Consider the following 15,185-nt stretch of genomic DNA (forward strand, 5'->3'; position numbering starts at 1 on the left):
ATAATACATTTTTTCTCCTATAAATGACTTAAACATAAAATACCAGTCTATTGAAAATTCAATCAATTCTAAGTATCTTTATCAATTTTGCGGCATCAAAAAATATAGAAATATACTTTTTATCAGCAACATTTTATGTTTTCAGTTGGGAGTTTACTTGGAAAGTCCTTTAAATTCTCTTTAATTTATGAGATAAATATTTTTTGTAAAACAATAAACCTGCACAAATAAGTTGTTTTGCCGGGTCTTATGCTACTTTTTGAAGCAATGAGGATATATTGGTGTTACAATATGTAGCACTTAGGATAGCCAGATTATCTCAAATGGCTGTATAGTGAGATTTAACCTAAATATTAGCTGTAGTAATCTGTGACTGATTCTATTTTTAGCCGAGCTTAAAAGTTATAATGTTTAAATTGCTGCCATATAAACAAAAAGGGGTTCCATATGGTTCAGGTTAATAGTATTATAGATCCGTCAGCACTTAATGATGTGTTGCATGGCTTAGAAGATGAGGGAATACAGGGTGTTACTGTAACAAGAGTATTAGGAAAAGGTTGCTGGGACGGTACAGAAACCGAATTGACAGAAAAGGTAATGGTTATTGTTATAGTTCCCAACAAGATATATAAAGACAAAGCAATGGAGGCTATTCGTGCAAATGCACAGGATATAGATCACGGTGCAGGAAAAATCTGGGTCGTGCCTGTGTTGGAGGTTGAACGTATCCGTACAGGTGAAAGAGATTTGGATGCTCTGCAAAAGACTATAGTGAAAAACAAAAAAAGATCGAATGATATTGATTTAGATACTTTTAGTGCTATTGATACACCGGCGAGCTAAATATCTGCATTAGAAAACAGGAGTTTTAATGGAAAAAATTATACTGCTCATTCCGGGTATTCCTATTGTAATAGCATTTTTGCTGATTTTTGTGAAGAAAAAAGAGTTTATTCCGAAAATCAGTCTTATTTTGTCGAGTATGATAGCCTTGCTCGGACTGTACGGAGCGTATTATGTCATAAGTAATGATACACAAATCACGGGATTTGGCGGATTGCTTATATATAATCAGCTTTCAGCTGTTTTGGTACCCTATGTTGCAATTCTTGGTCTCGTCATTCGTAAATATGCTACGAAATACATGTGGGACGAAGCAGGGTATAAAAGATTTTTCATTCTTTTGAACTTTATTTTTGCGTCAATATATTTACTGGTTATGAGTAACAATCTGATTGTTTTGGCTCTGGCATGGCAACTGATGAGTATCGGTCTGTATTTGCTTGTTTCATTTAATGTCGGTTCAAAAACAGCTGTAAAAAATGCAAGATGGACTATGTACATACATAAAGGTGCCGATCTGGTTTTTTTACTGGCCGTGATACTGACCTATAAAACATTTCAGAGTCTGGACCTTGCAACATTGAGCGAAAAGTGGCTTCTTATGTCCAAGGGTCCGGTTGAAGATCCTGTGATCTTTGTTATAGGACTGCTTTTCTTGATTGCCGCGATGATGAAATCGGCAATAGTGCCGTTTCATATCTGGCTGCCTTACACTTCAGAAGCACCAACTCCGGTATCGGGATTGATGCATGCCGGTGTTGTCAATGTTGGCGGTATACTGCTCAACAAGCTTGCTTACCTGTTGATGCTGACTCCGGGTGTGCTTAATATCGCTTTTGGCGTAGGCCTTTTTACGGCAATATTTGCATCGGCTTTAATGCTGGTAGTCTCAGATATCAAGCGTTCTCTTGGATACTCTACTGTAGGACAGATGGGGTATATGATCATGGAAATCGGTTTGGGTGCATTTTCACTTGCCATCTATCATCTTATTGTGCATGGTATATTCAAGGCAACACTTTTCCTGGAATCAGGCGCTTTGATCAAATATGCCCGGCATGATCCTAATATACCCGAACGCCTCTCCTATAAAGTATTTTGGGAGGATAAAACAGGCAACAGGAGCAACAGACTCTTTTATCTTATTGCAATTTTTACCATTTTGCCTGTTCTGGCTTTTATAGGTGTGAAAATGGTATTGAGCGAAGAGTTCTTTGAATTTAATGCGGCTATTGTTATACTGGCCTTTGCCTGGTTGACAGGAACTCAGCTTTTCCTGTCATTCTTTAAAGTGTCAAAATCTGACTCGATACAAGTCATTCTGGCACTTGTCAGTACATTTGTTCTGATTTTGTTTACCTATGAGTTTATCGGTCTGACACTTGAGCATTTTTTATATGGTGAGGATGCCTTACTCTTTTACAAAGCGGCAACACTGAATGTGACGATGGCAAGTTCCATGGTTATGCTGGCTGTCATTATGACCATTGGCTGGCTCTTTATGTATAAACAGCATTTTGTGGAAATTCCGAATGCCGACATAAAACCAAATAAAATGAAGTGGCTTTTTTACAAACTGCTGGCAAAAGAAGGGTTCTATTTTGAAATATTTAAGCGTTCTAAAAAAGGGAGACTATGATATCTAGTATTTTATTATTTGTATTGGCTGCAGGATTTCCTTATTATATTTTCCTGGAAAAAAGCAAGAAGATTGGCAGTAAAGGTATCTTTTTATTGAGCGGATTTTTGCTTTTATGTGCAATTGTTCTCTCTTTTTTTATAGTAAATGAACATCCGACTTCACTTGTCATGATATCTTTTTTCAGTGCATTGTATACTATATACAGGGCTACAAAAACAACAAATTTTTATAAACTCGGATACTATTTTGTTTTTATAAATGCTCCGTTTTTTATGCTTTTTGAAGACAAGGGAGCCTTTTACAGTCTCTCTTTGCTGGTTTCTCTTCTTGGGATCTATTTTATAGGAAGGTTTTATGAAAAAAATTACGGCAGTGCAAATTATCTTGCCGTAAGAGGTATAACACTTGCCACACCTTATCTGAGCATCTATATCACTGTGTATCTGCTTTGTATAGCTCTCTATCCTCCCTTTCCCAATTCGCTCTTTTTTTTGAATTATCTCTTTACGGGGGAACCGTTTGGGCTTTGGTCTATAGTTGTTATAACGCTTTTTATAGGAAACTTTTTCTTGGCTATGAGAGTTATGGAAAAGTCACTTTTTGGAAAGCCGAATTTAAATATTCACTATGTGGATTTAACTTTTAGAGAAAAACTGTTGCATTTATCTGTTGTTACAGTCTTACTCGGACTGAGTATATATGGACTGAAGGAGCTGCTTTTATGAGTACAATCATGCAAAAACTTGATGCTGTCAAATCAACGGTACCCCATTACTGGCCAATCGGTGCATTTATTCATCACAACCCTTTAAAAGGTTTTGAACATCTCCATTTTAAAGAGGGAGTGGCCAAGGCGCAGAGTATCTTTGGCGGGAATGTTTACATGCAGCCGTCGTATTATCTGAATCTTTACAAAGAAGGCAAAATCAATTCTGATTTGCTCGAAGCAAACTTAAAAGAGATACTCAAAAGTGACGGATTGCAAGAACATTATGATCTGGCAAAAAAATGTCTGATAGAAGTCAATCCAAAATGGAACAGTCTTAGAAGTACTGCAGATTTAAACGAACATGAAATTGATGAAGATCTGTTGGCATATCTTGATGAAAAGTTTTTCTATCACAATAAAGAAAAGTGGATAGAAAAACTGACAAAGCATATGACACTCTATGAGATCAATGATATTCTTTTTGATCGTGATGACAAAGAGATGATAGAAAAAGATATTATTGAGTATATCACCAGGTTTTTGGATGAGGAACAGACAACCATCACTATGCCAAACAGAGAACTGGGAATGTTTGAAACATTCAAACTGTATGAAAACTTTGACTATGCCAAGGATTCCGAATCTTTTGTAAATGAGACCCTTCAAAAGCTGAAAGTGAAAAATGTTGAGCAGTATCTACTGGCGCATATTTTAAAACTGCACGGATGGGCAGGGTTTATAAAGTACCGTTCCGAGGATCCTGACTATTTTTCACAGCAGGAGTATCCGTCATCACTGATGGACTATATGGCTATCAGACTCTATTTTGAGCTTGCCTACCTTCAGCACAGACAAATCAAGAACTTTGAATTGCTGGACTCTTTTGTGCAAAAAAACAGTGCCTGTGTCATTTTGAAAATACTGCAGGCAAAAGGGGATCTGCCCGGCAAATATATAGATGCTATACAGGAACATCAAAATTATGAGCAGATTTTGGAAAACTATGTGCAGGATGAACTCAAACTTGATGCCAAACAGGTACACCTCTCAAGTGCCCAGCTGAACAATAAAGAGATTGCCTTGACAGAGTTGGCAAAAATCATGGAAACATTACGCTCCCATGAGGGATATATCTGGCTGAAGTCCCTTGAAGACAGCTATATTCATGCTTTTATTGATGAGATGAAACTGACTCAAACAGCTAATGGGCAGAGGCCTCTGGCTTCTGCCACATTTTGTCTGGACGTGCGTTCGGAACTGATGAGAAGATCTCTTGAGAGCAGAGGCAGTTATGTAACATACGGGGCAGGAGGTTTTTTAGGTTTTCCTATTGCCTTTGTGGAGTTTGACAAGGCGCATGAACAGTTTTTATGTCCGGCGGTGGTAAAACCCGGCAATATTATATTTGAACTGCCAAAAGAAGCGCATGAAGAGTACAGTTCGAAAAAAATTATGAACAAAACTACGAAAAAAGTTTTAAGTGATCTGAAAAACAATCCTTATACTCCTTATATAATGGTAGAGGCAATCGGCTGGATCTTCGGAATAAACCTTTTTGGAAAAACATTTTCTCCAAGAAAAACAAACAGGTTTTTGTCCGGCTTTAAGGCACAAAAACCTAAAACCACATATACTCTGGACAAACTCTCAGATCAAGAGATAGAAATGTATGTCAATAAAATGCACAGATATGTGATTGTAGAAGCTTTGAAAAACAGTGCATCGCAGGAGTACACGGCAGAAGAGATTCAGGCCATTCGCGATCATTTGGTTTTTGAAGAAGAGTTGTCACTGGATATTCCAAAAGAGTTGCTGGAAAAACTGCGCACAAAGTATAAAATAACACGAAAAGATTATGAGTATCAGAAGAACAAACTCAAAATGGTCGGATTTACTCTTGAAGAGAAAGTAGAATATCTGTACAGTTTTTTAATGATGATAGGCCAAGTGGATAATTTTGCCGAGTTCGTCATTCTCTGTGGACACCAAAGTGTTTCGGACAACAATCCGTTTGAGTCGGCACTTGACTGTGGCGCATGTGGCGGGAGCAGCAGTTTGCCAAACAACAGAGCTCTTTGTATGATAGCCAACTCGCAAGATGTAAGAGAGGCCATTGCCCAAAAAGGGATTGTCATTCCGGATGATGTCAAGTTTATGCCGGCTTTACATGTAACGAGTACAGATGAGATAAAGTTTTATGATACAGATATCCTAACGCAAGAAGAGATGACAAAATTTACAAAAGTTATGAAGGATTTTGAAGAAGCTTCAAAAATTTCGCGTCAGGAGAGAATCACCCAGTTGCCGTATACAAATAGCCAGGAAGATATCATTGTAAAATCAATGGACTGGTCAGAACCAAGGCCGGAGTGGGGATTGGCAGGAAATATGGGTGTTTTTGCCGGTCCAAGAAGTTCTATAAAACATATGGCATTTAAAAACAGACTCTTTATGCACTCGTATGAGGCTTCTTTGGATAATGAAAATGCGGATATTCTGACAAAAATTTTCAACGGACCTCTTATTGTAGGTGAGTGGATCAACATGGAACACTATTTTTCTACGGTAGACAATGCCGTTTATGGAGCAGGTTCCAAAGTCTACCACAATATTGTTGCCAAAGTCGGGGTTTTTAACGGTAATTACGGTGACCTTAAAATAGGACTTCCTACGCAATCTGTTATGCTGGAGGGTAAAGCCTATCACGAACCGGTAAGACTGCTCACCTACATGGAAGCCCCTTTGGAAGCAGTGGGCAAGGCGGTTGAAAATTCGGTGGCCAAAGAGTTTATTTTAAATGAGTGGATACGACCTGTTATCATTGACAAAAAAGCGAAGAAGGTATATTCGTATGAATCAGGTGATTTTAAAGTTATAAAAGAGTTTTAATAGTATGTTTTCTTAACCATACTTTTAAGCGCAAAGTGATATAAACAGAGATTACTCTATACAAAGGAAATATTAATGTATACAATAGAAATTGACAAAGAATGCAGTTGCTTTAAAAAAAGCGGGTTTGAAAACAATATGACATTTGATTCAAGAGAAGACATGATCAACAAGGCAAGAGTGTTAGAGTGTCGTATGAATCAAGAGTTTTGCATGAAACACTTTTTTCAGGCTGTAGATTACGGTGACAAAATCATCATTCACAGTACTGTAAGACCTGTGGAAGACGAAGATGAAGATATCGAGGATGCAAGAGACCTGGTGCAAAGAAGCGGTGTAACCATCGGATTTGACGCAAGTGAAAGCACACCAAACGGAAAAGAAAACTGCAGCACTCCAAGTTCTGATTTTTAAAGCCAGGCATCTTTTTTGGAACCGGCACTCCAGAAAAAAATTTAGTTTTCTCACAAGTCATGCTTTAGCATAAAAAGTACCGATTCCGAGAAGTAGCGGCTTTGTGCCTTTGAAGACTAAGGGCTGGGTTAAACCCCGGGTTCCAAGCAAACGTCAAATTTTTTGAAAGCTTTCTTACTCTCCGTAAACTGTAATACAGGATTGTCGGTCATAATCCCACAGTAAAAATGTTTTATATTTAAATTCTGTATCAATATGTTTTATTTTTGAAATTTGAGCATTTCTTGCTGCAGTAATAATACTTGTGTCTTTATCTGCATCTCCTAATTTATAGCATAAGGTTGATTTTTTTAACGTGTCAATTTTTGAATAATCTACTTGATTTCCATCATAAACCATATTTGCAGGAGTTGCAATCATTTTATGTGCACATCCACTAAATCCCATTGTCAGTGTTATCGCTGTTAAGGCTAAACCAATTTTTTTTGTCATATATAATCCTTTTATTGTGATAAAATAATAAAAACAAAAATTATTAAATATATTTGTTTTTATTTTTGAATTTGTATAATATATGATAGTAGATAAAGAAAAGCTGAATAGCAAACAGGTAAAATTACTTTTACAGTCTTTTGCTATACTTACAAAAAAAGTGAGTGAAATTTGATGCAGGATTATCTTATTGTCTTTATTGTGCTGTATATGCTTTTGGAATTTTATGAAGTGCAGTGGCAAAAGGCTGGGACACTTATGGACATGTTGGCACGGATGTACCGCTATTATCATAAAAATGTTCTTCTTTTTCTGATTATGCACCCGACCTTTTATTTTGCCGTCTGGTTTTTGTTTTATACCCACTATAATCCCTATGCTTTGGCATTACTCTCTTTTAAAACTGCTGATATTGTAAGTAAAATTATTATGATTGATCAGGTTTTTATAAAAAAAGAGATATCAAAAGAGTTTGCCCAGGTATTGCTGACTCCCATTGGACCGTATTTGCCGTATGCAGGGCTTTTGCTTTATCCGTTTTTTATCTATATGGCCTCAGTGTGAAAATACAGAAGATAGAAAGACAGATAAAGAAAAGAGCACTGAAAACGCCGTTTGTCACAGCACTCAGACGGGTGGAAAATGTTGAGTTTATACGGCTAAGGATTACATGTGATAACGGTCTTTATGCTTACGGTGAAGCGCCTGCCACCAAAGCAGTTACAGGAGAAGATCTGCAAAGCATTGCAAATGCGATTGGCGGGTTGCAAGATGCCTTGCTTGGTCTGACGCCGGGTGAGGCTTTACATGTAATCCATGGCAGCACAATGGGTTCGAGTGCAAAAGCCGCTCTTGATATGGCAGTTGTCTCTTTGCTGGCACAACAGAATAATCAGACACTGTTACAGTATCTCGGTACAAAAGATTTTTCTCTGATTTTTACCGATATTACTGTCAGTCTCAATGATGCAGACATAATGCTCTCAGATGCGAAAAAAGCTTTTGACAATGGATTTCATATTTTAAAAGTAAAGCTTGGCAGTGATCTGGAGCATGCTGTTGCAGTTACAAAAATGATTAGTGAAACGCTTGTAGATGCAGAGGTGCTCATAGATGCCAACCAGGCGTGGAATCTTGAACAGTCACTGTACTATGTTGAGGCGGTAGCGGGATTACATGTAAGCCTGATTGAACAGCCTGTAGTTGCAGATGATTTACAGAGCCTCAAAACAATAACCCAAAAAAGCACTGTTCCCATTCTTGCGGATGAAGCGGTATTTACTCTTGAAGATGTAAAAAAAGTGTATGAAGAGGGCTGTGCCGATATGATAAATGTCAAACTGATGAAGTGCGGCGGTGTGAGCAGGGCACAGGAGATTTTGGAGTATGCCAGATCCAACAACATAGAGTGTATGCTGGGGTCTATGCTGGAGGGACCTGTCTCCATACATGCGGCTCTTTGTCTTGCCTTTGCATACAGAGATGTTGTAAAGTATGTAGACTTGGACTCTCCTTTATTGTATAAAGATACGCCTGAGATTTTGGGAGAATTTGGTATAATACGCAACACAATACAGAGTCTTGCAGGTTCGAACATTTATAAAGGTTGAGAAATGAAATATGATTTTTCCGGGGTTTTAGAGGGTGATTCGGAGCTGATTTATACCGAACTCAGAGACAGATATTTAACCTGTATAGAATCATATGCCTGTGAGCAGGTGATAAAAAAGTTTTATCTGCGAATTATTAATTTATTTCATCAGTCATTCACTTCGAATGATATAAATACTCTCTACAAAGAGCTGGCAATGTATAAAATTTCGATGAATGTTCCCTACATTATTATGACCAACGAAATATACGGGCTGAAAAACCTTTTGTTATCCAGAATTGCGCAAAATATTGAGAGTAATAAAATTTTGAATCTCATATCCCTGTTTAAAGAGATAAACAATGGTGTTGCCTATATTTATCTCTCAAGATATACACAGGAAATTTATACGGTCAATAATAATCGGCTCAGTTCTTTATCTGATCTTTTGGACAAAGACATTATCATAAAACATTATGAAGCGCATTTAAACTGGCTGAATGATTTGGCAAAACATATTAACAGTTTTGACAAAAATGATTTTCCCGAACTTGACGGGATGCAGTGTGAATTTGGACACTGGCTGCACAACAGTGCAAAAAAAATCATCCAAAACAATTCAAAGCTCAAGGCTCTGACACGGTTGCATAATGATTTGCATATGTTTGCAAAGAAAATATTTGTAAATTTAAAAACATCGGAGTATCATGTACTTATCTCCTATTTGGAAAAATGTGAGCTTATCTCTTTGAGCATCGGTACAGAGTTGGCACTTATTGACAATATCGAGATGAATAAAAAAATGACCAAGGACAATCTGACAGGTGCGCTCAATCGAAATTCCCTGGAACTGATATTTAAAACCCAATACGAACTCTCTTATGCCACGGGGAACTCTTTTGTTCTTGCAATGTGTGATTTGGATTATTTTAAAAATATAAATGATACCTACGGACATGTCGCCGGAGATAAAATGTTGCATTTTTTTGTTGAAATTGTCAAAAAGCATATCAGAACTTCTGATATTGTCATCCGATACGGAGGCGAAGAGTTTATGATAATTCTCTCAGCCATACAAAAAGAGGCAGGTTTCAAAGTATTGGAAAAGATACGCCAGGCTTTTGAAGCCGCGGTACTTGAATCGGATGGACAAAAGTTACAGGCCACTGTAAGCATGGGGGCTATGTGGATTAAGCCTGATAAAGTATACAGGCATACCCTGCTTGACGAATATGTAATGATTGTGGATAAGATGCTTTACTGTGCCAAAGAGAACGGAAGAAACACGATTGAGGCTATTTAGAGACAACAAATCTCAGCCAGACAAAGCCCAAAAAACCTGCAAGCAATGAAGCCAGCAGTATTCCTGTTTTTGCCTGAAAAATCAGTGTGCTGTTGCCTGCAAAGGCCAAATCAGCGACAAAAATACTCATCGTAAAACCAATACCGCCCAAAATGGCAACACCAAACAGCTGACTCATGCTGCTGTTATGCGGCAGTCTGGCAATGCCGAGCTTCACACTCAGGTAAGAAACCCCGAATATACCAATGACCTTGCCCAGCAGAAGCCCAGATACTATACCCAGGGAGACAGGATTGGCTAGACTTTGACTAAATGATGTAAAATCCAAACTGACACCGGCATTTGCAAGTGCAAAAAGAGGAATGACAAAGAGTCCTATAGGAAGGTGAAGCGCATGCTCAAGCCTCAAAGCAGGAGAACTTACCAAGTCAATTCTGTCTTTGAGGTTTTGCAAAAGGGCTCTTTGTTTTTCATGCATTGTGTGATCGGTGGCAATGGGATAATTGTCATATTCGTCAAGCAGATTTTTGGTATGTGTTGTAAAATCCAAAGGAGTATAGCTGGGCTTGGAGGGAATTGCAAAAGCGGCAATAACACCGGCAATTGTCGCATGGATACCTGATTCGAGCATAAACAGCCACATAAAAATGCCTACAATGAGATAGGGCAAAAGCATGTGAATGCCAAAACGGTTAAAGGCCACCATAATGAAAAATGACAAACCTGCCAGAAAAAGAGGGAGAATATGAATTTGTTCGGTGTAAAAAAGTGCAATAACTACAACGGCCCCAAGATCATCTACAATAGCAAGCGCAATCAGGAATGTAACAAGTGCCGGAGAAATTCTGCGTCCTAAAATCACCAAGGCACTGATGGCAAATGCTATGTCTGTGGCCATTGGTATGCCCCAGCCGTTTGCACCGGGACCGTCTGTGTTGATGCTCATATATATGAGTGCAGGAAAAACCATACCGCCGACAGCTGCAAAAATAGGCAAAATGGCAACTTTGATATTTGAGAGTTCTCCGATGAGAATTTCCCGTTTGATTTCAAGTCCTATCAAAAAGAAAAAGAAGGTCATCAGTCCGTCATTTATCCAATGGCTGAGTGACTGTGAAAGTTTCCATGAACCTATAGAAACAGATATGGGCGTATGAAATATATCATAATAGAGTCCGGAAAAAGGTGAGTTGGCCAGTATAAGAGCAAGAATAGTTGTAAAAAATAAAATAAGTCCCGTAGTTGTTTGTGCATGAATGAAATTTTCCAAAGGAGTGGAAATTTTTTCAAAAGCTTTTTCCCACGGTGCGTATAACTTCATTTGCCATTCCTTAAATATCAGAGATCAATTATAACACTAAATAAGAATAAGTTGAAATATGTGTATAATTTGTGTATGAATTTACAGAATTTGAAAAATAAGACCATATTGCTGCTTGGAAAGAGCAGGGCTTTTAGTGAAGATGAGTTTGTGTCACAGCTGAAGTTTCATAATATTACCCTGTGTAAAGAAGTTACCGATGCGGTTACTCTTGTTGTTGAGGGGCGCATGATGAGTCCGTATGAGCAAAACCTGAGTGATACCCTTTATGAAGAAGAAAAATATGAGTTTATGAATATAGATTTGTTTGAAAAACTTTTGGCAGAAGAGATTGACAGCGATACGCTGCTTATGAGTCTCAAACTCTCCAATGACAAAAAAAGATTAAAAAGTTTTTTGCAAAACAGCTGTATAGAAGATGCGCTTTTTTTTAAACTCTTAAAAATGTACTCTTTTGGCGGTGAAGATTTTTTCGAAAATGATGACAATCGTGATGTCTCTGCTGCTTTAATAGCAAGGTTTTATGAAAATATAGAGAGAAACCATAATGTACAGTATGCGACAACGGGAATTTATCATCTGATAGTACAAACAAAAAACGAACAGCTTTTAGAAGCCATTGCTTTTTTGGAGCCGAGCAAAAAACATCCCAAAATTATAAAAGCACTTGCCCTGCATCCAAAGCTTCCAAAAAGTGTGCAGAAAAGGTTTTTAAAAAAAGGGGATGAAGCAACAAAAGAAGCGATGGCGTACAATGTCAATCTGGATAAAAATATAGCCCGTGAGTTGATAAAAAATAAAAAACTTGCCGAGATTGCAGCACAGAATATCAGGCTCGATGAGGAGATGTTCTCACTTTTGTCTGAGTGCAAAAATGCTTTGGCGGCAAATGAGACCTTAAATGAAGCTATGCAGCAGGAGCTTGTTACATGTAACGATGAGACAATTCATCTTGCTTTGGCTGCAAACAAGTGTTTACATGTAACTACATGTAAACAGCTGCTTTGTCTAAATAATGAGAGAATCAGACAAGTAATTTATGCCAACAGTGCAACGCCGAGAGATATTCTGAAGTCTGCCTATAAAGAGGGAAACTGCAGTGAAGCGCTGAGTCGCAACAATGCGACACCGCAAAATATTTTGGAAGAACTTTTTAAATGTGGAGATGCGCAGATACTTCTGAATTTGGCAAACAATGAAAATACTCCGGTAGATATTTTATATCAACTGCAGCTTGAGAGCCGTTTTGAGCGGGCAGTCAAAACAAACAGAGCCTTTTCAAAACATATACAAAGTGAAAATATAGGATGGTTAGTATGAGAGCAGGAGAATTGACACAGGCACTGCAGGCACTGGTTCTGCAAAAAGTGCCCACATTTTTGTGGGGAGCACCGGGAATTGGAAAATCTTCGATTGTCAAACAGATTGCAGAGAAAAACAACCTTGGTTTTATTGATTTGCGTTTGGCTTTGATGGACCCGACAGATTTAAAAGGCATCCCTTTTTATGACAAAGAGTCACACACCGCACTTTGGGCTCCGCCTGCTTTTTTACCGAGTGAAGGCCAGGGGATTTTGTTTTTGGATGAGCTTAACTCTGCAGCGCCTGCCGTGCAGTCTTCGGCGTATCAGTTGATACTTGACAGACGTGTCGGTGAATATGAGTTGCCTGAGGGATGGGCTATAGTTGCTGCGGGAAACCGTGAGGGTGACAGAGGCGTGACCTACCGGATGCCGGCTCCTCTGGCAAACCGTTTTGTGCATTTTGAATTGGAAGTGAGTGTGGATGACTGGCGCAACTGGGCATACAAATCCGGACTTGACAGTCGCATAATTGCCTACATAAGTTACAAAAACGAGCATCTCTTTACCTTTGATGCAAAAAAAGAGCATAAAAGTTTTGCAACACCCAGAAGCTGGGAATATGTCGGGAGTATTTTACAAAGTGCTCTGCCTGCATCTGTGCTTTTGGAAACAGTGAGCGGTGCGGTAGGACGGGATGTTGCCGTTTCATTTTTGAGTTTTTTAAAAGTAATGGACAGGCTGCCCGATATTGAGAAGATACTCAGTGCAGATGATTTTGTTTACAGTGATGAGGTCGATGTTTTGTATGCTTTGAGCTCTGGACTGGTGAGTCACTACCTGCAAAATCCAAGCGATGAGCGATTGGAAAATTTACTCCGATATACGCTCAAGCTCAAAGGGGAATTTGCCGTGATGATAGCACAGGATTTACAACGAGCGGGCATCACTATGGAAGGCTCAACTGTCTTTAAAGAGTGGGTAAAAAAGTTTTCCTATCTGTTGCAATAGCCGACACGAACACACTGGTCTCAAAGGGTGTTTTTCCCGGAATCCGTACTTTAGTCCGGGCTGAGAATGACAAGAAAGTTCAAACAGTCGGCACTGAAGTACCGATTCCGGGAGGATGTGTAGTTTTTTCGGAACGCGGACTTCAGTTTGGCTACCAAAATACAGCATCTCTTCGGAACCGGTACTTCAGTCATAAGTATCTACACAACTCAAAAAAGCAAAGAAAGAGGAATAGATATTGCATAAGCTTTCAAAAAAACAAGAGAGTTTTAAGTGATGGAAGAGCGTTTAAAAAAAAAGATATATGAAACTGGTAAAAAGTCATATGAACCATAAACAACACAGTACCAATGGATTAAATTTACTGCAAAAGACTGAAGGGTTTTCACAAGCACAAAGTGCTTGGAGATTTTACAATAATGAACATGTAGATATAGAGTCACTCAATGAGCCAATGCTTACAAGAGGGATTGCGACTATTAATAAAAGCAGTGATGAATATATACTTGTAGCCCATGACTGGTCACTGATAAACTATAAAAACCATACGGCAAAAACAGATTGTATACGAAAATGCAGAAGCAATGTAAATAATGCTTCATCAAGAGGATATGAGTTGCAAAGTTCCCTTGCAATTGAGAGCAGCAGCGGCAAACCAATCCTTCCCTTGGTACAGAACCTAAAGACACAAGATAAAGTGCTCTCAAGCTATAATCCTACAATGAAGAGTCATCTTACCCATCTCGGTGAATTAACACAAAGAATAGCTTATATCAATCAATCCCTCAACATACAAAAGAAAATTGTACATGTAATTGACAGAGAAGCAGACAGTGCGGGGTTTTTCAGAGGACTGCAAAAAGAGGATTTATATATAGTACGAGCATTAGACAATGTCAAAGTCAGATATGAGAATGAAGAGATTACCCAAAAAGAGTTGTCCAAAAAAATGGATAAAGGAAAGTATATAAAGAATATCCACTATCAAAATAAAAAAGTAAAAATTTATGTTAATACGGTAGATATACTTATAACAAGAGACAGCTATCAAAAGACAGATACGCCACAAGATAAAACAATAAAACAAAAAGTAAAAGGCAAGCCAATAAAAAACAGATTTATAGTCCAAAGACTCATAGATGAGAAGAACAATACAGTTGCTACCTGGCTTCTGTTAAGCAATCTTCCAAAAGATGTTGATATAACAAGGATAGGATTGTGGTATTATTACAGATGGAATATAGAAACGTATTTTAAACTGTTAAAAAGCTCAGGGTTTAATTTGGAAAAATGGCAGCAAGAGAGTGCACAGGCTATATTTAAACGCTTGTTTGTTGCCTCTTATGCCTGTTTGCTTGTATGGGAAATTGAACATACAAATAGTAAAAACATGCTGGCAATTAGAAAGTTTTTAGTTCGATTAAGCGGGAGATTGGTAGCAAGAAAGAAGATATCTACCTCTCCGGCTCTGTTAGCAGGTTTATGGAACTTCTTCTCTGCTATGGATATGCTTGAACTTTATGATATTGAAGAACTCCACAGCATTAAAAAAGAACTCAATGACTTTATGCAGATGGAGTTTTGAGTTGTGTAGATACTTATGACTTCAGTGCCGGCTGTTGCAATAGTCTTGCCACTTTCGTCCGGACTGAAGTTTGCGTTCCGAAAA

13 protein-coding genes are annotated in these 15,185 nt (G+C 38.2%); 11 read left to right on the plus strand and 2 right to left on the minus strand.

Annotated features, from left to right (window positions below; all coding sequences use genetic code 11):
• Positions 1-447: 447 nt before the first annotated feature.
• The 5 genes from MLC52_RS02155 to MLC52_RS02175 all read left to right on the plus strand — a co-directional run bounded on the left by MLC52_RS02155 (position 448) and on the right by MLC52_RS02175 (position 6,497).
• Positions 448-843, plus strand: a complete 396-nt coding sequence (locus tag MLC52_RS02155) for a P-II family nitrogen regulator (RefSeq protein WP_434581083.1) — start codon at positions 448-450, stop codon at positions 841-843.
• A gap of 28 nt (positions 844-871) precedes the next feature.
• Positions 872-2,482, plus strand: a complete 1,611-nt coding sequence (locus MLC52_RS02160; RefSeq protein ID WP_151901039.1) for a proton-conducting transporter transmembrane domain-containing protein — start codon at positions 872-874, stop codon at positions 2,480-2,482.
• Complete coding sequence (locus MLC52_RS02165; protein WP_346389320.1) at positions 2,479-3,210, plus strand: hypothetical protein; 732 nt, start codon at positions 2,479-2,481, stop codon at positions 3,208-3,210. Before MLC52_RS02160 ends, MLC52_RS02165 begins: the two co-directional genes overlap by 4 nt.
• On the plus strand, positions 3,207-6,083 hold the full coding sequence (locus tag MLC52_RS02170; protein ID WP_434581085.1) for a putative inorganic carbon transporter subunit DabA: 2,877 nt from the start codon (positions 3,207-3,209) through the stop codon (positions 6,081-6,083). Before MLC52_RS02165 ends, MLC52_RS02170 begins: the two co-directional genes overlap by 4 nt.
• A 75-nt stretch (positions 6,084-6,158) precedes the next feature.
• A complete protein-coding gene (locus tag MLC52_RS02175; RefSeq protein ID WP_151901036.1) occupies positions 6,159-6,497 on the plus strand; it encodes a hypothetical protein in 339 nt (112 codons plus the stop codon).
• A 174-nt stretch (positions 6,498-6,671) separates the two neighbouring features.
• Here MLC52_RS02175 and MLC52_RS02180 read toward each other — a convergent pair whose 3' ends face one another.
• Positions 6,672-6,989 carry a hypothetical protein gene (locus MLC52_RS02180; RefSeq protein ID WP_434581087.1) on the minus strand — a complete coding sequence of 106 codons (318 nt, stop codon included), beginning with the start codon at positions 6,987-6,989 and terminating at the stop codon, positions 6,672-6,674.
• 174 nt (positions 6,990-7,163) lie between these two features.
• Here MLC52_RS02180 and MLC52_RS02185 point away from each other — a divergent pair, with 174 nt between their 5' ends.
• Genes MLC52_RS02185 through MLC52_RS02195 form a run of 3 tightly spaced genes read left to right on the plus strand, consistent with a single transcriptional unit; the run spans position 7,164 to position 9,883 of the window.
• On the plus strand, positions 7,164-7,553 hold the full coding sequence (locus MLC52_RS02185) for a hypothetical protein (RefSeq protein WP_230973262.1): 390 nt from the start codon (positions 7,164-7,166) through the stop codon (positions 7,551-7,553).
• Positions 7,550-8,599 carry a dipeptide epimerase gene (locus MLC52_RS02190; RefSeq protein ID WP_434581089.1) on the plus strand — a complete coding sequence of 350 codons (1,050 nt, stop codon included), beginning with the start codon at positions 7,550-7,552 and terminating at the stop codon, positions 8,597-8,599. Before MLC52_RS02185 ends, MLC52_RS02190 begins: the two co-directional genes overlap by 4 nt.
• Before the next feature lie 3 nt (positions 8,600-8,602).
• The gene (locus MLC52_RS02195) at positions 8,603-9,883 is read left to right on the plus strand and encodes a GGDEF domain-containing protein (RefSeq protein ID WP_434581091.1); all 1,281 of its coding nucleotides are present in this window, start codon (positions 8,603-8,605) and stop codon (positions 9,881-9,883) included.
• Here the strand turns inward: MLC52_RS02195 and nhaA are convergent.
• Positions 9,876-11,204, minus strand: coding sequence for a Na+/H+ antiporter NhaA (gene nhaA / locus MLC52_RS02200; protein WP_151901033.1), 1,329 nt, complete (start codon positions 11,202-11,204; stop codon positions 9,876-9,878). The genes MLC52_RS02195 and nhaA overlap by 8 nt on opposite strands.
• A 75-nt stretch (positions 11,205-11,279) precedes the next feature.
• Here nhaA and MLC52_RS02205 point away from each other — a divergent pair, with 75 nt between their 5' ends.
• From MLC52_RS02205 to MLC52_RS02215, 3 genes are all read left to right on the plus strand, one after another.
• The gene (locus MLC52_RS02205; RefSeq protein ID WP_434581093.1) at positions 11,280-12,524 is read left to right on the plus strand and encodes a hypothetical protein; all 1,245 of its coding nucleotides are present in this window, start codon (positions 11,280-11,282) and stop codon (positions 12,522-12,524) included.
• The gene (locus MLC52_RS02210) at positions 12,521-13,516 is read left to right on the plus strand and encodes an AAA family ATPase (RefSeq protein ID WP_434581094.1); all 996 of its coding nucleotides are present in this window, start codon (positions 12,521-12,523) and stop codon (positions 13,514-13,516) included. Before MLC52_RS02205 ends, MLC52_RS02210 begins: the two co-directional genes overlap by 4 nt.
• Before the next feature lie 304 nt (positions 13,517-13,820).
• Positions 13,821-15,101 carry a transposase gene (locus tag MLC52_RS02215; RefSeq protein ID WP_434581095.1) on the plus strand — a complete coding sequence of 427 codons (1,281 nt, stop codon included), beginning with the start codon at positions 13,821-13,823 and terminating at the stop codon, positions 15,099-15,101.
• The last annotated feature ends 84 nt before the right edge of the window (positions 15,102-15,185 follow it).

This window comes from Sulfurimonas sp. NW15 (assembly GCF_051132285.1).
GTDB classification, from domain to species: domain Bacteria; phylum Campylobacterota; class Campylobacteria; order Campylobacterales; family Sulfurimonadaceae; genus Sulfurimonas; species Sulfurimonas hydrogeniphila.

What these genes read in the sequence shown, in the direction of transcription:
- MLC52_RS02155 (WP_434581083.1), top strand. Translation starts at nt 448, where the DNA reads ATGGTTCAGGTTAATAGTATTATAGATCCGTCAGCACTTAATGATGTG.
- MLC52_RS02165 (WP_346389320.1), top strand. Translation starts at nt 2,479, where the DNA reads ATGATATCTAGTATTTTATTATTTGTATTGGCTGCAGGATTTCCTTAT.
- MLC52_RS02205 (WP_434581093.1), top strand. Translation starts at nt 11,280, where the DNA reads ATGAATTTACAGAATTTGAAAAATAAGACCATATTGCTGCTTGGAAAG.
- MLC52_RS02215 (WP_434581095.1), top strand. Translation starts at nt 13,821, where the DNA reads ATGAAACTGGTAAAAAGTCATATGAACCATAAACAACACAGTACCAAT.
- MLC52_RS02175 (WP_151901036.1), top strand. Translation starts at nt 6,159, where the DNA reads ATGTATACAATAGAAATTGACAAAGAATGCAGTTGCTTTAAAAAAAGC.
- MLC52_RS02160 (WP_151901039.1), top strand. Translation starts at nt 872, where the DNA reads ATGGAAAAAATTATACTGCTCATTCCGGGTATTCCTATTGTAATAGCA.
- nhaA (WP_151901033.1), bottom strand. Translation starts at nt 11,204, where the DNA reads ATGAAGTTATACGCACCGTGGGAAAAAGCTTTTGAAAAAATTTCCACT.
- MLC52_RS02180 (WP_434581087.1), bottom strand. Translation starts at nt 6,989, where the DNA reads ATGACAAAAAAAATTGGTTTAGCCTTAACAGCGATAACACTGACAATG.
- MLC52_RS02185 (WP_230973262.1), top strand. Translation starts at nt 7,164, where the DNA reads ATGCAGGATTATCTTATTGTCTTTATTGTGCTGTATATGCTTTTGGAA.
- MLC52_RS02170 (WP_434581085.1), top strand. Translation starts at nt 3,207, where the DNA reads ATGAGTACAATCATGCAAAAACTTGATGCTGTCAAATCAACGGTACCC.
- MLC52_RS02195 (WP_434581091.1), top strand. Translation starts at nt 8,603, where the DNA reads ATGAAATATGATTTTTCCGGGGTTTTAGAGGGTGATTCGGAGCTGATT.
- MLC52_RS02210 (WP_434581094.1), top strand. Translation starts at nt 12,521, where the DNA reads ATGAGAGCAGGAGAATTGACACAGGCACTGCAGGCACTGGTTCTGCAA.